Annotated in this window: 16 protein-coding genes; 6 read left to right on the top strand and 10 right to left on the bottom strand. The window is 74.7% G+C overall.

Features of this window, described 5'->3' with window-relative positions; all coding sequences use genetic code 11:
• On the top strand, positions 1 to 1,251 hold a 1,251-nt coding region (locus N866_RS08790), incomplete at its 5' end, for an aldehyde dehydrogenase family protein (RefSeq protein WP_034225385.1).
• On the opposite strand, the gene N866_RS08785 is transcribed toward N866_RS08790, so the two are convergent.
• The 7 genes from N866_RS08785 to N866_RS08755 all read right to left on the bottom strand — a co-directional run bounded on the left by N866_RS08785 (position 1,237) and on the right by N866_RS08755 (position 8,654).
• Entirely contained in the window at positions 1,237 to 2,472 is a 1,236-nt protein-coding gene (locus N866_RS08785) for an NAD-dependent epimerase/dehydratase family protein (RefSeq protein WP_081802473.1), read from the bottom strand. The two genes, N866_RS08790 and N866_RS08785, sit on opposite strands and share 15 nt — an antisense overlap.
• A 351-nt stretch (positions 2,473 to 2,823) precedes the next feature.
• A complete protein-coding gene (locus N866_RS08780; protein WP_155855267.1) occupies positions 2,824 to 4,494 on the bottom strand; it encodes an HNH endonuclease signature motif containing protein in 1,671 nt (556 codons plus the stop codon).
• 182 nt (positions 4,495 to 4,676) lie between these two features.
• The gene (locus N866_RS22090; RefSeq protein WP_052022680.1) at positions 4,677 to 5,360 is read right to left on the bottom strand and encodes a LacI family DNA-binding transcriptional regulator; all 684 of its coding nucleotides are present in this window, start codon (positions 5,358 to 5,360) and stop codon (positions 4,677 to 4,679) included.
• Between the two features lie 81 nt (positions 5,361 to 5,441).
• Positions 5,442 to 5,966, bottom strand: a complete 525-nt coding sequence (locus N866_RS08770) for a hydrogenase maturation protease (RefSeq protein ID WP_052022677.1) — start codon at positions 5,964 to 5,966, stop codon at positions 5,442 to 5,444.
• A gap of 201 nt (positions 5,967 to 6,167) precedes the next feature.
• The gene (locus N866_RS08765) at positions 6,168 to 6,809 is read right to left on the bottom strand and encodes an FMN reductase (protein ID WP_034225380.1); all 642 of its coding nucleotides are present in this window, start codon (positions 6,807 to 6,809) and stop codon (positions 6,168 to 6,170) included.
• Entirely contained in the window at positions 6,806 to 7,945 is a 1,140-nt protein-coding gene (locus N866_RS08760) for an LLM class flavin-dependent oxidoreductase (RefSeq protein ID WP_034225378.1), read from the bottom strand. Before N866_RS08760 ends, N866_RS08765 begins: the two co-directional genes overlap by 4 nt.
• Before the next feature lie 187 nt (positions 7,946 to 8,132).
• On the bottom strand, positions 8,133 to 8,654 hold the full coding sequence (locus tag N866_RS08755) for a mycothiol transferase (protein ID WP_034225376.1): 522 nt from the start codon (positions 8,652 to 8,654) through the stop codon (positions 8,133 to 8,135).
• A gap of 291 nt (positions 8,655 to 8,945) precedes the next feature.
• Between N866_RS08755 and N866_RS08750 the strand changes: the two genes are divergently transcribed.
• Both N866_RS08750 and N866_RS08745 read left to right on the top strand, forming a co-directional pair.
• A complete protein-coding gene (locus N866_RS08750) occupies positions 8,946 to 10,568 on the top strand; it encodes a methyl-accepting chemotaxis protein (protein WP_052022676.1) in 1,623 nt (540 codons plus the stop codon).
• Positions 10,569 to 10,755: 187 nt separating this feature from the next.
• Positions 10,756 to 12,453: a methyl-accepting chemotaxis protein gene (locus N866_RS08745; protein ID WP_081802471.1), complete on the top strand. Its 1,698-nt coding sequence runs from the start codon at positions 10,756 to 10,758 to the stop codon at positions 12,451 to 12,453.
• 92 nt (positions 12,454 to 12,545) lie between these two features.
• On the opposite strand, the gene N866_RS08740 is transcribed toward N866_RS08745, so the two are convergent.
• Together N866_RS08740 and N866_RS08735 are read right to left on the bottom strand one after the other, a co-directional pair.
• Positions 12,546 to 13,616 (bottom strand): TerC family protein, encoded by a 1,071-nt coding sequence (locus N866_RS08740; protein ID WP_034225374.1) that lies wholly within the window; start codon positions 13,614 to 13,616, stop codon positions 12,546 to 12,548.
• A 212-nt stretch (positions 13,617 to 13,828) separates the two neighbouring features.
• Positions 13,829 to 15,148, bottom strand: coding sequence for a glycoside hydrolase family 32 protein (locus N866_RS08735; protein ID WP_034225390.1), 1,320 nt, complete (start codon positions 15,146 to 15,148; stop codon positions 13,829 to 13,831).
• 256 nt (positions 15,149 to 15,404) lie between these two features.
• Between N866_RS08735 and N866_RS19845 the strand changes: the two genes are divergently transcribed.
• Together N866_RS19845 and N866_RS08725 are read left to right on the top strand one after the other, a co-directional pair.
• A complete protein-coding gene (locus N866_RS19845; RefSeq protein ID WP_052022672.1) occupies positions 15,405 to 16,058 on the top strand; it encodes a putative pterin-binding protein in 654 nt (217 codons plus the stop codon).
• Positions 16,059 to 16,628: 570 nt separating this feature from the next.
• Positions 16,629 to 18,401: a putative bifunctional diguanylate cyclase/phosphodiesterase gene (locus tag N866_RS08725; protein ID WP_034225372.1), complete on the top strand. Its 1,773-nt coding sequence runs from the start codon at positions 16,629 to 16,631 to the stop codon at positions 18,399 to 18,401.
• 52 nt (positions 18,402 to 18,453) lie between these two features.
• Here the strand turns inward: N866_RS08725 and N866_RS19840 are convergent, their stop codons facing one another.
• Positions 18,454 to 19,422: a cyclic nucleotide-binding domain-containing protein gene (locus N866_RS19840; protein WP_162177303.1), complete on the bottom strand. Its 969-nt coding sequence runs from the start codon at positions 19,420 to 19,422 to the stop codon at positions 18,454 to 18,456.
• Positions 19,423 to 19,529: 107 nt separating this feature from the next.
• Between N866_RS19840 and N866_RS08715 the strand changes: the two genes are divergently transcribed.
• The coding region (locus N866_RS08715; RefSeq protein ID WP_034225370.1) for an adenylate/guanylate cyclase domain-containing protein at positions 19,530 to 20,082 on the top strand (553 nt) is incomplete at its 3' end.

Below are 20,082 nucleotides of genomic sequence, written 5' to 3'. Positions count from 1 at the left end.
CTCCGGGCGGCCGCCGCAGCGGTCGCGGCCGCCGCGCCGGAGCTGGGTGCGAGCCTCACCGCCTGCACCGGCCGCCTGCTGGTCCAGTCGGTCGAGTCGGCACAGGTCGCGGCCTCGATCCTGGAGGAGGCCGCCACCACCGGGCTCGGCGCGACCGGCCGGACGCTGGCCGGGGCGTCGTCCGCCGTGGACGTGGTGCGTCGGGAGCCGCACGGCGTCGTCGCCGTCGTCACGCCGTGGAATGACCCGTTCCCGGCCGCGGCGGGCCTGCTCGCGGCGGCGCTGGTGACGGGGAACACCGTGGTGCACAAGCCGTCCGAGCGCAGCGCCGTCCCGGGCTGGCGGATGGCACGCCTCATCGCCGAGGTGCTCCCCCCGGGCGTCCTCAACGTCGTGAACGGTGACGGGGAGACGGGTGCCGCCCTGGTCGCCGACGAGCGCGTGGCGCTGGTGGCGCAGGTCGGGTCCTCGGCGACCGGGCGGCGGATCGCCACCGCCGTCGGCGCGCGCGGCGGCCGGGTGCTCCTGGAGAACGGGGGCAAGGACCCGATCCTCGTCGACGCGGGGGTGGACCCGCGCTGGGCCGCCGGGCAGATCGCGACCGGCGCGTTCACGAACGCCGGCCAGCTGTGCACCTCGGTGGAGCGGGTCTACGTCCACGAGGAGGTCGCCGACGACGTCGTGGCGGAGCTCGTGCGCATCGCGGAGGGGATGCGGGTGGCGGACCCCTCGGACGCCGGGAGCGACCTCGGCCCGATGGTCGACGGCGCGCAGCTCGCCGTGGTGGACCGGCACGTGCGGGAGGCCGTGGCCGCGGGAGCGCGGTGCCTGGCCGGCGGCGAGCCCCTGGGGCGGGAGGGGTCCTGGTACCCGCCGACGGTGCTGGACGGCTGCCCCGACGACGTGGAGCTGATGACCGAGGAGACCTTCGGCCCGGTGGCCGCCGTGCGCCGGGTCGCCTCGTTCGACGAGGGCCTCGCGCTGGCGGGGTCGGGCCGCTACGGACTCGCGGCGACGGTGCTGACGCCCGACATGGGGCGGGCCCTGCGGGCCGCGGACGAGCTCGAGGTGGGCACCGTCAAGGTCAACGCCGTGTTCGGCGGGGCGCCGGGCGGGTCGGCCGACCCGCGACGCGACAGCGGCGCCGGTGCCGGCTACGGGCCGGACCTGCTGACCGCCATGACCGTGCTCAAGGCCGTGCACCTCGAGGCGGCGCCGGGTGTGGGGAACGGCGGATCACAGGACCGCTGACCGCTGCCCCCGGGTCGGCAGAGCGCACCGGCCCGGGGGTGCAGCTGGAGCAGCGGGCCGCCGATCCCATCGGCTCGGGGGTCCACCTGGAGCGGACGCACGGGGCCTGCCGCCCTGGCCGCCCCGAGATGGTCGGCCTGGGCGGGTCAGCCGCCCCGGGGTGGTCGGCCTGGGCGGGTCAGCCGCCCGGGATGGTCGGCCGGGGCGGGTCAGCCGCCCGGGATGGTCGGCCTGGGCGGGTGAGCCTGGTCCGCGCTGCTGGGCCCGGTCCGCGGCCGAGCCGCCGACGAGCCAGCGGACCTCCTCACGAAGGAGGTCCACGCCGAGGCCGACCGGCTGGTACCCGAGACTGGTGGCGGCGGAGATGTCGAGGACGATCGGGTACCTCGTGAGCCACGGGTGGTCACCAGCTGTGACGTGCGGCTCGAGCAGCTCGAGCTCGCCGTCCCAGGACAGCTCCAGGGCGATCGCCGTCGGGATGTCGGCGGCGGTGGGGGTGTCCGGGTCCGCGCTGTTGAGGATCCGCGCGCCGGGCCGCCCGGCGACCACCTCGATGAGGGCCGCGGTGTTCGAGGCTGCGGTCAGGTGGTCGACGGACATGCCCCGGTCGGCCAGGCGGAGGGTCGGCTCCCTCCGGAGCATGGGTGCCACGAACGCTCGGGTCCGGGGATTCCGGGCCCAGCGGCCGTGCACCTTGGACGGGCGGATCACCGTGACCGGCAGCCCGCTGTCCAGCACCGCCCGCTCGACGGCTGCCTTCGACGGCGCGTACCCCTCGCGCGAGAAGGGGTCGACGTCGCCGGTGGCCGGCGGCACGGTCGGGTGGTCCTCCCGGATCGGCCCGGCGAAGCGTGGCGGCTCGTCACTGTTGACGTGGTTGCCGTGCGCGTCCGTGTAGACCGCGCGGGACGAGATGACCACCACGGACCCGGCGTCGCGCATGACCGGGACCAGGGACCGGACGTCGGAGGCGGTGTAGGCGAGCACGTCCAGGAGCAGGTCGGGGCCACCGTCTGCGAGGCGCCCTATCCCTTCGGTGTCGCCCCGGTCCACCCGATGGAAGCGGACGCCCGCCGCGGTCAGCTCCGGCGGAAGCCGACTCGCGTCGCGCCCGGTGACCTCCACGTCCCAGCCTCGCTGCGCCAGGCGCAGTGCCGCCGCGCCCCCGATGGCTCCCGTCCCCCCGAGCACGAGCGCCCGCATCAGTCCTCCGTTCCTCATCGGCGACGCCGCGACCGGATCACCGACGGCCGTCCGACGGGCGCGACGCCCCGCGACGCGATGCCCCCGGCCTGCGCACCGAGAGGTCCGGCGAGCGCGGCCACCAGCGGACCCTTCGCCACGCCACCCGGGAAGCCACTCGAGATTGACATGGCGCTCGGTCGGACCGTCCTTCACCGCGGCGCCGAGCAGACACGACCCTAGAGGCGCCCGACCGCGACCGTCGCCGGGAGTGATCCGAAGGGACACGGGGCCATCGAGGACCCCTTGATGGCGACCACGCGGGCCGTCGAGCTGTACGCCCGCTCGACAGGGACAGGGACAGGGACAGGGACAGGGACAGCCAGTCAGTTAGAACGGCGGTTCGCTCTCTACGCCGTCGACGTCCGTAGTGGGAATACCCGGCTGCTCGTCGGGCGGCTGGACGTAGACGTGCCCCGTGGGGGTGCGCACCACGAAGGAGCCCGGCGATGGCTGCTCCAGGCGGAACCCGGCATGCGTCTTCAGCTGATGGTGGGTGGTGCACAGCGGCCCGAGGTTGTCCGCTGCCGTCGGTCCGTGCGGGAAGGGCACGGTGTGGTCGACCTGGCACGAGGCAGCCGGCACGGAGCACGTCGGGAACACGCAGGTCCTGTTCCGCCGGCGCACGTGGTCGACGATCCCGGCGGGTGGGCGGTAGCGCCGCCGGTCGACGTCGAGCAGCGTCCCGGACACCTCGTCCACGAGGAGCCGCCGCCAGGTGCCCTCCGTCGCCAGGAGCCTCGCGACGTCCGCACCGATCGGGCCGTAGCCGGCGAGCTCACCGGGCCGGTCGTCCAGGCCGAGGAGCGTCCCGAGCCCGACCGTCACCGAGACGAGCGTTCCTCGTCCGGCGTCCTGGGCGAGACGCATCGCGGGCACGGGCGTCCTGTTCGCCGTCGGGGACCACTCCCCGGAAACCGCCTCGTGCGGATCCCCGGAGGACGCCCCCGCCTCCACGGAGGACACCACCTCCGGGGACGGCGATCCCCCGCGGGGCGCACCGGGGGCCGAGCCGATCCAGCCCGCCGCCCACGCCGAGCGGGCCAGGGCATCCAGCGCGTCCGCCCGGAGCTGGTCGGTCGTCCGACCGTCCCCTCCCCTCCGCGCGGACACCGCCGCGGCCTGCAGGCACGCGTCCAGGCGCACGGCCGCCTCCGCCGGCAGGACGGCAGTCACCGCAGCCATCCCGTCCGGGAGGATCCGCGGGCGACCCACGTGCCGACCCGCGCGCGCCCGGGCATGCCGCTCAGCGGCGTCGCGGTGGTCGACGCGCTGCAGCGCACGCTGCGCCGCCCGGGCCACCTGTGGCCGCGTCAGGGCGGACGCCGACGGGAGCACCGCCGCCTCGACCTCCAGCGACACGGCCAGGGGCACGTCCCGCAGCACCTCCACCAGGGTCCGGGCCTTGTCCCAGTCGACGTCGCCGACCTCGAGCGCAGCGCCGGTCTGCCGCATCGGACCGCGCAACGTCCGCCCGACGTCGACCAGCGCCCGCGCCGAGTGGCGGGTCACGCCGAGGCGCAACGAGAGGTCCGTCGAGGCGGTGCACTGCTCCGTGACCACTCCCGCAGCGGCCGGCCACTGCGGTCGGGTCTCGGGACGGTCGGACAGGGCCGCCGCCGCCCGGGCAGCCCCCGCGCGGGCCCACGCGGCGGTGCGCTCGAAGGCGGCGACGACCTCGACGACCGACGCGGCGTCGAGGTCGTCGAGCCACCCCCACCCCGTGTCGAGTTCCTCCGGTGCGGCGCTCTCGCAGCCGTCCTGGGAAGCGGCCGCCTCACCCGCGGCCGCTCCTGGAGTCCCACCGCCCACGAGCTCTGCGATCGTCACCGCGAGACCGGGGCCTCCGGGCAGGACGGCGAGCCTGCGTCCGAGACCGCCGACCTCGGGGTCGGCACGGCGCTCGACGGCGGCGTCGAGGCGTGCCGCACCCGAGAAGGCCCACTCGGGCACTCCACCGAGGTCGGTCCTGCGCCTCGACCCACCGTTCGTGTCGAACATGTGTTCGAGCGTAGACCCGGCCACCGACACGGCAGCCGCCGATCCACAGGCTGCGCGCCCGCGCGGCCAGAGCACCCGCGCCCCGCTACAGAACGTCCACGCGCGGTGCTCAGGCGGCTGCACCCGCCCCCGTCCACAGCGACGCGCCGCGCCGCTCGACCGGGGAAACGGCCGACACCCCGTCAGGCCGCCGGCCCACCCAGCCCGCGGCGCACGACCTCGACCCCGCGTGCGGGGTCCTCGAAACGGCGCAGCAGCAGCCCGACCGCGTCCCTGCCCATGTCGCCCGCCTCGTCCGCGGTCACCCCCAGACCGCGCCCGGCCCCGTCCGAGCCGACGACGACGGCGTCGCACGTGCCCCCCGCGAACCGGTGCCCCACCTCGACGACGGGGACGCCGTACCGGGACAGGTACGCGGCGGGCTCCCCCGACACGGGGCAGAGCACCGCGCCCGCGATCCCGAACGCGACGAAGTCCCGCAGCGCCTCCAGGGCGTCCAGCGGGTGCCCGCCCAGGTCCGCGACCATCGTGGCGAGTCCGGCCTCCCGCGCTGCGGCGGACACGCCCGCGACCACGGCCGCGTCCTCGGCCCGGCGCAGGTCGAGGGTCAGCACACCGACGCACCTGCTGACCCTGTCCTTGAGGTGACGCGCGGTCAGGTGCGGCACGTACCCGAGCTCGGCCGCGGCGTCGAGGACGCGCCGCCGTGACTCCTGGCCGACGTACCCGCTGCCGCTCAGGGCCCGGGACGCCGCCGAGCGCGACACCCCCGCGAGGGCGGCGACGTCCTTGACGGTCGGCCGCACCGGCCCGGCGATCCGGAGGGGGCGAGGCCCGTCGGGCGCCGTCCCCTCCGCTCGTCCCACCGTGCACCTCCGCCGCCGCTCACGTCCCCGAACGGAACCACAGCACGGCGCAGCGGGCATCCGCACGGCACCCGGCCGGCCCTACCAGCGATCGGCGTACGCGGACCCGAGCGCACTGCCAGCACTGGCGGGCTCGAGGGCGACGAGCTCGGCGACGGCGCGCGAGGCCGGCCGGACCGCATCGGCGACGACAGGGCTCAGCGGCGCACCGGCCGCGAACACGCTGCCCTCGACGCCCACCAGCACGAGGCGCTCGGGGAGCCGGTGCAGCGCCCTCCCGAGCTGGACGGCCGCTGCGAGCCCGAAGGCGTAGCGACCGACCCCGCCCCGCATCCACCCGTCGTCGACGCCCGCGACCGCGGCGCCCTCGAGACGCGCCGTGAGGTCGACCACCGTCAGCGAGCCCGGAGGCCCTCCGGCCGCGATGGCGTCCACCACGACGACGAGCTCCGCCCCTCCCCACAGGGGCACGAGCTCGGCCGGGTCCTCCACCGCCACGACGTGGACGTCGGGAAGCCGCAGCTCCCGCACCGCCCCCGCGACCACCGGCCCGACGCCGTCGTCCCCGCACGACCCGCAGCCGAGCCCGATGACGAGCCGCCTCATCTCCGCCGTCCCATGTCCACGCCCCTGACCGTGAGGGCCACGCCCGCCTCGTCGCGACCGTGATCACCGCCCCCACGCTCCCCCGGCGTCCGGACGAGGTCCAGGGACCAAGGGCCGATGCGGCCGGAGGAGCGCCCGTCAGGCACCCCCACCGAGCAGACCCTCGCAGGTCAGGCACCCCACCGAGCAGACCCTCGCAGGTCAGGCACCCCCGGCGAGCAGGCGCTCGAAGGGCGTCGGGTCGGTGAACGCGTCCCGACCCGCTCGGGCGGTGCGTGCCGCGACGAGCGGCGCGAGCTCCCGGGCCGCCCGGTCGACGCGGACGGCGATGGCGGGGGTGTCGTCGGCCCGCCCCGTGGCCGTGGACGACGACGCACCGAAGTCCTCCGTCGCGCCGAACACCCCCGTGGGGACGACGACGGCCCGCTGGTACACGAAGAGCGGACGCAGCGCGTGGTCCAGCGCCAGCGAGTGCCGCGCCGTGCCGGCGGTCGCGCCGAGCAGCGTCGGCATCCCGGCCAGGGACCCGGCCTCCAGGACGTCGAAGAACGTCTTGAACAGCCCGTTGTACGAGCCGCTGAAGATCGGGCTGACGGCGATGAGCCCGTCCGCCCCGACGACGGCGTCCAGCACCTCCTGCAGGCGCGGCACGGCGAAGCCGGTGAGCAGCATGTTGGTGAGGTCGTGGGCGTGCTCGCGCAGCTCGACGACCTCGACGGTCGTGGTGATCCCCTGCTCGCCGAGCGCGCGCACCGTCGCCTCGGTGAGCCGGTCCGCGAGGAGGCGCGTCGTCGACGGCTGGCGCAGCCCGCCGGAGACGACGGCGAGGGTCCGGGTGCTCACGCGACCGCCTCCGCCCGCCGGCCCGTGACGCCGTCGACCGCGTACACGGTCACGTCACGGGGTCCGCCCGCCTTCTGCACGAGCGAGCCGTGGGTCGGGGCGTCGGGGACGTCGGCCGGGCGGCCGATCGCCATCTCCCGGCGCAGGACCGGCACGACCTCGGTGCCGAGGATCTCGATCTGCTCCAGCACCGTCTCCAGCGGAAGGCCCGCGTGGTCGATGAGGAAGAGCTGGCGCTGGTAGTCCCCGACCTCGTGGCGCATCGCGGCGTACCGGTCGATGACCTGCTGCGGGCTGCCCACCGTGAGCGGCGTCATCTCCGTGAACTCCTCCAGCGACGGTCCGTGCCCGTAGACCGGTGCGACGTCGAAGTAGGGCCGGAACTGCTTCACGGCCTCCTGCGAGCTGCGGTGCATGAAGACCTGTCCGCCGAGGCCGACGATCGCCTGGTCCGCGCGGCCGTGGCCGTAGTGCTCGAAGCGCTGGCGGTACAGCCGGACCATCTGCCGGGTGTGGTGGATGGGCCAGAAGATGTTGTTGTGGAAGAACCCGTCCCCGTAGTAGGCCGCCTGCTCGGCGATCTCCGGCGTGCGGATGGAGCCGTGCCAGACGAACGGGGGCACGCCGTCCAGCGGCCGCGGCGTCGAGGTGAAGGACTGCAGGGGCGTGCGGAACCGGCCCTCCCAGCTCACGGAGTCCTCGCGCCACAGCCGGTGCAGCAGCGCGTAGTTCTCGATGGCGAGCGGGACACCGTTGCGGATGTCCTGGCCGAACCAGGGGTACACGGGCCCGGTGTTGCCCCGGCCCATCATGAGGTCGACGCGACCGCCGGAGAGGTGCTGGAGCGTCGCGTAGTCCTCCGCGATGCGCACCGGGTCGGTCGTCGTGATGAGCGTGGTGGCGGTCGACAGGACGATCCGCTCGGTCTGCGCGGCGACGTACGCCAGAAGCGTCGTCGGCGCCGACGTCACGAAGGGCGGGTTGTGGTGCTGGCCGGACGCGAAGACGTCGAGCCCCACCTCCTCCGCCTTCTTGGCGATGGCCACCATCGCCTGGAGGCGCTCGTGCTCGGTCGGGATCCGGCCGGTGGTGGGGTCGCGCGTGATGTCGCCGACCGAGAAGACTCCGAACTGCATGAGGGCGCTCCTGTCCGTCCGTCGCTAGTTCAACATTCAACCATCTGACAGGGTCAAGCCGCCAGCCCCCGCCGGTATTCCCCCGCGCGCCGCGGCGGTGGCTTCCGGGTCCACCAAGGGAGCGCGGTCGGCCCTCGAGCGCGGCGCGTCTCAGGGCGTGCGCACCCCGCCACGCCGACGGCGCCCCTCACTCCGGGCCGTCGTACCCGTCCTCCAGCAGGCCGCGGACGTAGGAAGCCTGCCCTGCGTGCTGGAGGTCGTCCGCGACGACGCTGACGAGGCGGACGCCGAGGGTCACCGCGGGGTCCCATCGGGTGTCGACCACGCTGTCCAGGTCGCCGGGACGCAGCCCCTGCAGCTGCGCGACCGTCGCGGCGTGGACCGCGTCGTGGTAGCCGAGCAGCAGCGCGCCCGGGGCGACGACGGCGGCGACCTCCTCGGGCCCGTGCCCGTACCCGGTGTCGCCCTCCGGCAGGGCGAGCCCGAAGGCCCGCGCCCACCCGCCGGCCACCCAGACCTGCTCCGTGCCGAACGCGTCGGCCACGTGGTCGTCCTGGACCCGCGTGAGGTGCCACACGAGCCAGGCGACCGAGTTGCCCGAGCCCTCGGGACGCCCGGCGAGCAGGCGGTCGTCGGCGTCCAGGAGGACCCCGTGGACCACCTCGCGCACCCGCCCGAACGCGTCCACCAGGACGTCGGAGACCTCCATCGCGCCGCTCCTCACGCACCCGCACCCGTACCGACAGCCCCGACCGACCGTGCCGACCGACCGCACCGACCGCACCGACCGCACCGACCGACAGTGCCGACCGCCACCACGGTACGTCGGCGGACCCTCCTGGGCCCTTCGTCCCAGGACGACCGGGCCGCACCCGTGCTTTCACCCGAACTTCATCACCTGAACGGCTCTGCCTAGATCGCCGCGCTTCCTCAGCCGCGTCCGCGACCGGGCGATGGATCGCCAGGCACACGGTGTGCCTCCACGAACGAGGGACAGGACATGGCCGACATGCCGGCTCGCCGCTCGACGGCATTCGCGTGGTTCACGGACCGCGGAGTCAATCTCAAGATCCTCACCGCGGTGCTCGTGGCCGCGCTGGTCGGGGGTGCCGTCGGAGTCCTCGGGATCACCGCCCTGTCCCGGACCAACGACGCCGCGCACAGCCTCTACGAGGACAACCTGCTCGGGGTGGACCGGGCCGCGAAGATGCGCCGCGCGACCATCGAGATGCGGCTCAACGTGACGAACCACGCTCTGTCGATCGACCGCGCGGAGATGCAGAAGTACGAGCAGGGCGCCCTCGAGGCGGAGGCCGCCGCCCGCGAGGCGCTGGCCGAGTTCCGGGCGGTCGAGGTCACCGCGGAGCAGGCCGCGGCGCTCGACGAGTACGAGACGCGCCTCGACGCCTACGCGCAGCTGCGCGACACGAAGATGATCCCGGCGAGCATCGCCGACGACCTGGATGCGTGGCGGGACGCGCGCGACGAGGGCTCCGAGGGCATCACAGCGATGATGGAGGCGCTCACCACCGTCCTCGAGGGGGAGCGCAGCGCCGCCGAGGCGTCCGCCGCGGGGGCCGAGGCCACGTTCGTCGCCAGCCGCACGCAGGTCATCGCCGTGCTCGCCTTCGGGCTGACCCTGGCGATCGCGCTCGGCGTCCTCGTGGCCCGCTCGATCGTCGCGGGTCTCGGCCGGGTCCAGCGCGTGGCCAACGCCCTGGAGCGGGGTGACCTCACCGAGTCGGCCGACGTCACCACGAAGGACGAGGTGGGCCGGATGGGGACCGCCTTGGACAACGCGGTGCACCGCCTGCGGGAGATGGTCGGCACGATCGACACCTCCTCGGGCTCGCTGGCCGCTGCGGCGGAGGAGATGTCGGCGACGACGACGCAGATCGCCTCGACCGCGGAGGAGACCGCGGCGCAGGCCGGGGTGGTCTCGGCCGCCGCGGAGCAGGTCACGCGCAACGTGCAGACCGTGGCCGCCGGGTCCGAGCAGATGGGCGCGTCCATCCAGGAGATCGCGCACAACGCCTCCCGTGCCGCGGAGGTCGCCCGGACCGCGGTCACGGCGGCGGTCACGACCTCCGACGCGGTGAACCGCCTCGGTGAGTCGTCCAAGGAGATCGGCAACGTGGTCAAGATGATCACCTCGATCGCCGAGCAGACGAACCTCCTGGCCCTGAACGCGACCATCGAGGCCGCCCGTGCCGGGGAGGCCGGCAAGGGCTTCGCCGTGGTGGCCGGGGAGGTCAAGGAGCTGGCCCAGGAGACGGCCCGCGCCACGGAGGACATCGCCCGCCGGGTGGAGTCCATCCAGTCCGACACCACCGGCGCGGTCCAGGCGATCAGCCAGATCAGCGAGATCATCACCAGCATCAACGACTTCCAGACCACCATCGCCTCGGCGGTGGAGGAGCAGACCGCCACGACTGCGGAGATGAACCGCAACGTCACCCAGGCGGCCGCAGGCTCCGGGGAGATCGCCGCCAACATCGCCGGCGTCGCCGGGGCCGCGGACCTCACCACCCAGGGCGTCACCCAGTCCCGCGAGGCCGTGGACTCCCTGGCCCGGATGTCCACCGAGCTCAAGAGCCTGGTGGCGCAGTTCCGCATCGCCTGACCCGCTCCGGACGAGAGCTCCGGGCGACGCGCCCCACCCGCCCCGGCGGGCGGGTGGGGCGCGGGCTACGGCCATCCGGGTGATGTGCGGGTGAATGATCGAGGAGTTCCCGCACGCAGGTCCGACCGCCGCCGATCTTCCCCGCATCAGGGGACATCGTCGTTCGGCCTGCCACGGAGGCTTCCGCATGAGCGCCACACTGCTGTCTCGCCCGCCGGTGACGACGGGACCCGTCAACGACCGACCGGGCCGTGCCGAGCCGACGCCGGTGCCGCCGGCGTCCGGCCGAGGCTGGCTCGGGTGGTTCCGTGACCTCGGCGTCCGCACCCGCATCCTCGCCGCGCTCACGGTCGCGGCACTCGTCGCCGTCACCGTCGGGCTCGTCGGGCTCTCGTCGCTCGCCGCCACCAACGCCCAGACCGTCGTGATGCACGACGAGAACTTCCTCGGCCTGGACTACGCGGCCAAGGCGCGCCGCGCGACCGTCGAGCAGCGCCTGGCCCTGGCCAACAACGCGCTCTCCAGCACCGAGGCCGACCACGACCGCTTCGAGCAGGCCGCCCTGGCCGCCGAGGCGGAGGCCCGCGAGGCCGCGGCCGAGTACCTCGAGACGGCGACCTCCGCCGCCAAGCGCACCGAGATGCAGGACTTCCTGACGGCCCTCGACCGGTACGTCGCCCTGCGCGACGACCAGCTCCTGCCGCTCGGGCGGGAGGGTGACATCGCCGGGTTCACGGCCGTCCGGGACGGCGACGCCCAGGAGATCATCGACACGATGACGGAGCACCTCACCGGCATCGTGGAGGCCGAGGAGCACGACGCCGAGACCGCCCTCGTGGCCGCGGAGGAGCAGTTCGCGACGAACCGGACCACCTTCATCCTCGTCCTCGTCGTCGGGCTGACCCTCGCCCTCGTCCTCGGGTTCGCCACCGCGACGTCGATCGTCGCCGGCCTGCGGCGCGTGCAGCGCGTCGCCGAGGCCCTGGAGCACGGTGACCTCACCCAGCGCGCGCACCTCGAGTCCCGGGACGAGGTCGGCCGCATGGGCACCGCCCTGGACAACGCGGTGGACCAGATGCGTGCCGTCATCAGCACGATCGACGCCTCCTCGTCGACCCTCGCCTCCGCCACGGAGGAGATGTCGGCGACGACGACGCAGATCGCCTCCACCGCGGAGGAGACCGCGGCGCAGGCCGGGGTCGTGTCCGCGGCGGCGGAGCAGGTGTCGCGCAACGTGCAGACCGTCGCCGCCGGGTCCGAGCAGATGGGCGCCTCCATCCAGGAGATCGCGCACAACGCCTCCCGCGCCGCCGAGGTCGCCCGCACCGCCGTCACCGCGGCCGCCACCACCTCCGACGCGGTCAACCGCCTCGGTGAGTCGTCCAAGGAGATCGGCAACGTGGTCAAGATGATCACCTCGATCGCCGAGCAGACGAACCTCCTGGCCCTGAACGCGACCATCGAGGCCGCCCGTGCCGGGGAGGCCGGCAAGGGCTTCGCCGTGGTGGCCGGGGAGGTCAAGGAGCTGGCCCAGGAGACGGCCCGCGCCACGGAGGACATCGCCCGCCGGGTGGAGTCCATCCAGACGGACACCACCGGCGCGGTCCACGCGATCAGCCAGATCACCGACATCATCGCGAGCATCAACGACTTCCAGATGACGATCGCCTCGGCGGTGGAGGAGCAGACCGCCACGACCGCGGAGATGAACCGCAACGTCTCCCAGGCCGCGGCCGGCTCCGGGGAGATCGCGGCGAACGTCGCCGGCGTGGCCGGGGCGGCGGACCTGACCACCCAGGGTGTCACCGAGTCGCGTCAGGCCGTCGAGTCCCTGGCCCGCATGTCCAGCGAGCTCAAGAGCATGGTCGCGCAGTTCACGTACTGAGCCCCCTGCTGAACCCTGCGCGGCACTCCCCCGCACACGACGAGGCCCCGCCGACCGTGACGGTCGGCGGGGCCTCGTGCGTGGCGGGCCGGTCAGCCGGTCAGGACGGACGTCCGCCCGGACCCACCCGGCGCGGCGTCGTCGTCCCCGGACCGACGACCGCGCCGCCACAGCGGCTCGACCTCCGCGAGCTCCTCCGGCGTCGCCATCCGGAACGGCGGGTCCGTCGGCGCCTCGATCGCCTTGCGGCCCTGACCCCGCGTGGCCCGGAGGCTCGCGAAGATCGACACACCGATGATCGTCGCGACGACGGCCAGCGACACCGTCGTCGGGATGTAGAACACGTCGATCTTCAGGATCATCTTGATCCCGACCCAGATGAGGACCAGCGCCAGGCCGATCTTCAGGTACACGAAGCGGTGGATCAGGTCGGCGAGCAGGAAGTACATCGCCCGCAGGCCGAGGATCGCGAACGCGTTGGCGGTGAAGACGATGAACGGCTCGCTGGTCACCGCGAAGATCGCGGGGATCGAGTCGACGGCGAAGACGATGTCCGTGACCTCCACGAGCACCAGCACCGCGAGGAGCGGCGTGGCGAGGACGACACCGCCCTTGCGGATCAGGAAGCGCTGGCCGTGGTACGCGTCGGTCATCGGCACCCAGCGGCGGAAGAGCCGCAGCGCGCGGGACTTCTCCGGGTCCAGGTGCTCGTTGCGCTGCCGGATCATCCGGTAGCCGGTGTAGAGCAGGAACGCCGCGAAGAGGTAGAGGATCCAGCTGAAGCTCGCGATGAGGACGGACCCGGCCGCGATGAAGGCACCGCGGAAGATCAGCGCACCCACCACGCCGAGGAACAGGACGCGGTGCTGGAACTCCCGCGGCACCGCGAAGTACGTGAAGATGATCGCCCAGACGAAGACGTTGTCGACGGCGAGGGACTTCTCGATGAGGTAGCCGGCGAAGTACTGCTGGCCGGCCTCGGAGCCCCACACGCGCCACACCACCGCACCGAAGGCCACGCCGAGCGCGACCCAGACGGCCGACCAGACCGCCGCCTCCCGGACGGCGATGACGTGTGCCTTGCGGTGCGCGACGAGGTCGACGGCGAGCATGACGAGGATGGCGCCGAGCACGGCGAACCAGACCCACAGGGGGACGTCCACAGGGACCCTTCCGGTCGATGACCGGAGGTCTCTCCCGACCACCAGGTGCCCAGGTGGTCCGCGGCGCCGAGCCCGCATCCGACGGGCTGTGATGACGACGACCGCGTGGCGGGATACTCCCCTCCAGCGCAGCGCAAGGCTGCAAACGGAGTAGTGAAACAGAGTTCAGGTGTTCGGGTCAAGACCGTCCGGGGCGCGACCCGCCGCCCGCCTCAGCCGAGCGCGTGGACCTCCGCCCGACCCCCGCCCGTCACCGCTACCCGCAGACCGGCGGAGGCCGGGACCGCGACCCCCATGACCCCGCCAGTGGTGAACACCTCGCAGGTGGGGCCGTCCAGGACGACCCGCACCGGGCCCGCACCCCGCGGCATCTCCCACCGCTGCGCGCCGACGTGCGCGACGACGAGCGTGTCGTCCGCCTCGAGCACCACGACCTCGCCGCCGTCGGGTGCCGGAGAACCGGGACCCACCCGGAGCGTGGAGGACCCCTCGGGCTCCCACACCACGTCCACCGCCGACGACGCCGCGGCCAGGTCCTGTCCCGGCGTGGCGACGCCCAGGGAGCCGGTCCGGGCGGCCAGGACGGCAGGGTGCGGCTCGCACACCAGGGCGTCGCCCTCGAGCCGCAGCAGGTGCGGCACGCTGTGGGCACCGGCCCAGCCCTCCGCGGCCCCGCCGACCTGCCGCATCCAGTGGATCAGCCCCCGCCGGCCGTCCCGGTCGGCGAAGGCCGAGCCGGCGTAGTACGCCGGACCGTACGTCAGCCGGGACCAGCGCCGGGCCGTGAAGCTGCCGTCCGCGAAGTCCCCCACCGCGTAGACGGCGTGGTGCGGGTGGTCCGGCTCCCACGCCGACAGCGTGAGCACCCAGCTCCCGTCGAGGGGGAAGAGCTGCGGGCACTCCCAGACCGGCCCGCTCCACTCCCCGTCCGTCTCGGTCGTGTGCCGGGTGGTCAGCAGCCCGTGGTACGTCCACTCCTCGAGGTCCGTCGACCGGTAGACCCACGCGGTCGCCGTCCCACCCCGCTCATCCCGCAGGCCGCCGCCCACGACCATCCACCACGCCCCGCCCTCCCGGACGACCCACGGGTCCCGGTAGGCCTCCACCGCCTCGGGCGCGAACCCGGGCGGGAGCTCCGCGACCACGGGGCCCTTCTCCCACCGGGTCCACGAGCCGTCCAGCGGCCGGGCCACCCGGTTCCGGCCGATGCCCAGGCCGGCCGCCGCGGTGACGCTCGTGTAGAACAGCGCGGCCGCGCCGCCGTCGTCCGGGACCGCGATGCTGCCGGACCACACGCCGTCGTCGCCGTCGCCGGGCAGCAGCGCCGGCTCGTGCTCCGTCCAGTGCACCAGGTCCTCGCTCGTGGCATGCCCCCAGTGGCAGTGCAGCTGCCAGTCCGTGCTGTCCGGGACGTACTGGAAGAAGAGGTGGTAGCGGCCGTCGTGCCACGTCAGGCCCAGCGGGTCGTTGACCCACCCCGCGCGGGGCGCGAAGTGGACGAGCGGACGGGGGGGCACGGGCGACGGCGACATGGCGCCAGTCTTCCCGGCCGGACCCGGCGCGTCCCGCCGGCCGGACCCGGCGCGTCCCGACGCCCCGACCTCCCGACGTCCCGGCCCGACGTCCCGGCCCGACGTCACGGCCTGCGGGTGTGCGGAGCCGGCACGACCCGTCCTTTCACCCGGCACGTCGTCGATCCGGCCCTCGGCGCTGGCTAGCATGGCTCGTCTCATCTCACCGCTCCTCGAGCCGGTGGTCGCCCCGCCGACGACCGGACCAGGAGGGACCATGACGCGATCGGTCGCCCGGCGCGGCGCCCGGCATCGCCAGGGCGCAGCGGCGGTGAGCCCTGCCCGGCGTGGGCCCCGACCGGCACCCCGGGCCTGGCCCGTCCGCCCGGCCCGGGCCACCCGGGGCCTGCTGACGCTCACCCTCCCCCTCGCCCTGCTCGTGGCGTGCGCCGAGGACCCGGCGGACGCCGTCGTCGTCAGCGAGGGCACCGTCCGCAGCGCCGCCGACCTGCCCGAGGACCCGGACGGCGAGGTCGTCCTCACCGTGTCCGGCGGTCCGGACGGGCAGCGCGTGGAGCTCACGCTCGAGCAGCTCGCGGCCCTGCGCACGGTGACCGCGGAGCTGTACGAGCCGTTCGTCGACGAGCGGCTCGAGTTCACCGGCGTCCCGTTGCGGGACCTGGCCGCCCTGGTCGGGGCGGGCGACGACGGGGCGGGCCTCGACGCCGTCGCCCTGAACGAGTACGCGGTCGAGATCCCCGCGGACGTGACCCGGTCCGACGGCGCCTTCCTCGCGACGCTCGAGGGCGGGGAGCCCATCCCGGTGGAGGAGGGCGGGCCCACGCGCGTCGTCCTCGCCGACGACCACCCCCGGGCGCGCGACGAGACGCTGTGGATCTGGAGCGTCGCGACGCTGGACGTCGCCCCATGAGGGTCTGGCCGCCCCGCCGGCTCATACGCAGGCAGGCGCTCATCGCCCTCGGTCTGGTCCTCGTCGTGGCGACGACGCCGCTGTTCGTGCTCCGGGGCATCGCGCGCGTCTCCGAGACGCTCGACACGGTGCAGCTCGCGTCCAAGACGACGGGCGCGGTCGCGGACGCCCAGCGGGACGTCCTCCTCGCCCAGCTCGCGGTCGAGCAGCTCGAGGACGGCGGGACCTCCGTGGCGGATCTCCGTCAGCAGTCCGCGTTCCTCGGCCGCCAGCTGCAGGTCATGGCCGCGCAGGACCTCCCCGGCGAGGGCGAGGCCAGGGGTCCGCGCCGCCCAGGACGCCCACGCGACGCTGCTCGAGGACATCGACGCCCTCGCCGCCACCGGGGCGACGACCGCTCCCGACCCCCGCATCGCCGCCGCCACCCCCACCCTGCGCGCGGACGCCGCCGCCCTGCACGACGCCGTCGAGCACCTCTACTCCCAGGTCGAGAACTCCCACTACCGCGAGCTGTACGCGGCCCTGGACAACCTGCGGGGTCGCGCGGGCATCGTCCTGGCCTTCGCGATCGTGTCCATCGGTCTCGCCGCGGCGCTGACCTGGTCGCTGCGCCGGTCGGTGCGCCAGGAGTTCGACCACGCGCACCGCCTTCTGGTCCAGGAGTCCCAGGAGCGCGAGCGGGCGCAGCAGGAGACGCAGCGCTCGGAGCGACGCTTCCGGGCGCTGGTGCAGCACAGCAGCGACGTGACGCTCGTCATGGACCGGGACCTGACCGTCACGTGGGCGAGCCCGGCCGCCCACGAGATGCTCGGCCGCGACCCGGTCGGCACCTCGGGGACGGACCTCCTCCTCCCGGACTCCCGCGCGGCGGCGTGGGCGGCGGTCGAGCGGTCCTCCGCCGCCCCCGGGCGCACGGTCCGGCTGGATCTCGAGCTGGCCGCCGGCGCCGCGGAGGAGCCGACGCAGATCGCCGTCCGCCTGACGAACATGCTGGACGACCCGGCCGTCGGGGGCTTCGTCGTCAACGCCCACGACGTCACCGAGCGGTCCCGCACCGCGCGCCACCTCGCCCACCTCGCCTTCCACGAGCGGGTCACGGGCATGCCCAACCGGCTGACCCTGGAACGGACCCTGGAGGAGCTCGAGGACACCCCGGGCGGGCTGTCGGTCGTCGTCCTGGACCTGGACGGGCTGCGGGAGGTCAACGCCCAGCACGGCTCCGTGGCGGGCGACGCCGTGCTCCAGGCGGTCGCCGCCGCACTCGCCGATCTGCCGGACGCCTCGGCCTACCACCTCGGGGGCGACTCGTTCGCGCTCGTCGCGCGCCGCGCGGCCACCCGGGCGGAGCTCGAGCGGAACGTCGAGACGCTGCGCGCCGCCATCCGCCGACGTCGCCCGCCGGGCGTCGCGGACCTGTCCTTCGGTGCCGGGGCCGCCGTCGCCGCCGCCGGGAGCGCGGCACCGCTGGAGATCCTGCGCGTCGCCGAGCGCGCGATGCACGGCGCGAAGGCGTCCGGGCGCAACGGGCTCGTCGTCGTCGACGCCGACGGGCTCGACGAGGCGGTCCGCCGGCGGGCCCTCAACGCGCGGCTGGCCGGGGCGATCGAGCGCGACGAGCTCTCCCTCGCCTTCCAGCCGATCCTCGAGGCGCGGGGCGGACGCTGGGTCGCCGTCGAGGCGCTGCTGCGCTGGAACGGCGCCGACGGCCCCGTGTCCCCCGCCACGTTCATCCCGGTCGCGGAGGACTCCGGGCTCATCGTCCCCATCGGCCGGTGGGTGCTCGAGACCGCCGTGCGGAGCCTCGTCCAGGTGCGGGCGGAGCTCGGGCTGCCGACGCTCCGCGTCAACGTCAACGTCTCCGCACGCCAGCTCCAGGACGAGGGCTTCCACGCGGTCCTGCACGAGCTGCTCGAGCAGACCGGGGTCGAGCCGGCTGCCGTCGTGCTCGAGCTCACCGAGAGCGCCCTCCTGACCGACCCCGACCGGGCGGTCCAGCTCCTCGCCGGGGTCCGGGCCGCCGGCGTGCAGGTCGCCCTCGATGACTTCGGGACCGGGTTCTCCTCCCTGTCCTACCTCCTGCGCCTCCCCGTCGACGTGGTGAAGGTCGACCGGAGCTTCCTCATGGACGTGGTGCGGTCCCGGCGCAGCCGCACGCTCCTCTCCTCCGTCGTCACCATCGCGCACGACCTGGGCATGCGCGTCACCGTCGAGGGCATCGAGACCGCGGAGCAGCTGGCGATCGTCGCCGACGCGGGCGCGGACACCGTCCAGGGCTACCTCCTGGCCCGGCCCACCCCGGCCGCGGACCTGGCCGGGCTCGTGCGGAGCGGCGCCCCTTCCTGAGGAGGGCGGCGCGCCCGGTCCCCACGGCACCGCCGACCGGCGCCCCGGCCCCTCACCCCTCGGGCTCGTCCTCCCGGCGGTGCCCCTCGAGGAGCACCGCGAGGTCCTCGCGCGCGAGGGCGTCCCCGGCCACGAGCGCGACCGTGAGCGGCGTGACCGCGCGGACCGTCGCGGTGCGGGCCCCCTCCAGCAGGGCCCGCTCCCCCAGCACCGCACCCGGACCGATCTCGACGAGGAACCGGCCGTCGCGCTCGACCTCGACGACGCCGTCCAGGAGCAGCGCGACGTCGTCGCCCGCCTCGCCCTGCCGGAACAGCACCTCGCCGGCCGCGAGCGTGCGCACCCGCCGCCGGCCGGTCATGACCTGGCGGGACAGGCGGCGCTCGAGCTCGGTCTCCACGGGGGTCACGACGGCGGACGCGTCGCGCCCGTGCCACGGGGTCTCCGTGACCTCCAGGGTGTGCAGCCAGGCACCGGAGTCCGTCGTGGCGACCTTCTCCACGAGCACCCCGTCGTCGTCGTACAGCCAGTGCCGCGGGAAGGCGCTCGCGCCCACGACGGACGCCGACGACGACCCGTCCGCGCGCAGGACCAGCTCGAGGGTCGTCCAGACGAGCGGGGCCACGAGGCGGGGACGGCCGTTGACCAGCCGCGGCGCCGGCAGCGGGGCGCGCCCGCCCGCCGTCTGCCGCACCACCGCGCTCGCGCCGTCGTCGGCGACCTCGACCGTGCGCAGGTCCGGCATGGCGACCGCGGGGAAGCGCAGCGCGCCCCCGAGGAGGTTCGTCAGCCCGATCGTCCCCCCGCACCCCTCGCCCAGGTCCACCCCGACGACGCTCCCGTCCTCCACGCGGGCGCGGGCCTCGACGCGGTTGACGAAGCGGAAGCGGCCCGCGCGGCGCAGGCGCCTCAGGTCACCCGGGTGCAGCCGGTCCGGCGGCGGCTCGTCGTAGTGGGTGAGCCCGAGGTCGAAGGGCACGCGGAGCACCCCGGTGATGAGCTCGGACGGGATCCAGGACACGGACGTGATCGACGGCACGGTCGCCCCCGCAGGCCAGGGGCGGCTCCCGGACGAACCACCCTCACGGCGCACGCTAGTACCGACCCGGAGGGGCTAGCGTCCCCGACGTGCCCTCCGTCGACCGGCGCGTCGTCACGGTGCTGTTCGCGGACCTCGCGGACTTCACCGGGATGACCGAGCGCCTCGACGCCGAGGACGTCGCGCGGGTCCAGGAGGCGTACTTCGCGCTGGCCGAGGCGGCCGTCACGGCGGAGGCCGGGCTGGTCGAGAAGTTCATCGGCGACGCCGTCATGGCGACCTTCGGCACCACGCGGGCGGCCGACGACGACGCGCTGCGCGCCGTGCGGGCCGGCCGCCGCCTGGTCGCGGCGGTCGCCGACCTGGACCGCCGTCTGGGCATGGCCGGGGCGCTGCGCGTCCGCGTCGGCGTGGACACCGGTGTCGTCGTCGTCACGCGCCGGGCGGGCGGGTGGCGGGTCACCGGGGACACGGTCAACACCGCCGCGCGGCTCCAGGCGGCGGCCGAGCCGGGTCAGGTCCTCGTGGGCCCGCAGACGGCCCTCGCGGTCGAGGACGACGTCGACCTGGTCCCCGCCGGCGACCGCGCGCTCAAGGGCAAGGCCGCGCCGGTCCCGACCTGGGTCGTGGCGCCGGGACCGG

This window comes from Actinotalea ferrariae CF5-4 (genome assembly GCF_000603945.1).
GTDB classification, from domain to species: domain Bacteria; phylum Actinomycetota; class Actinomycetes; order Actinomycetales; family Cellulomonadaceae; genus Actinotalea; species Actinotalea ferrariae.
Note: the sequence above shows the minus strand (reverse complement) of the source record. Positions and strands in the feature narration are given on the sequence as shown.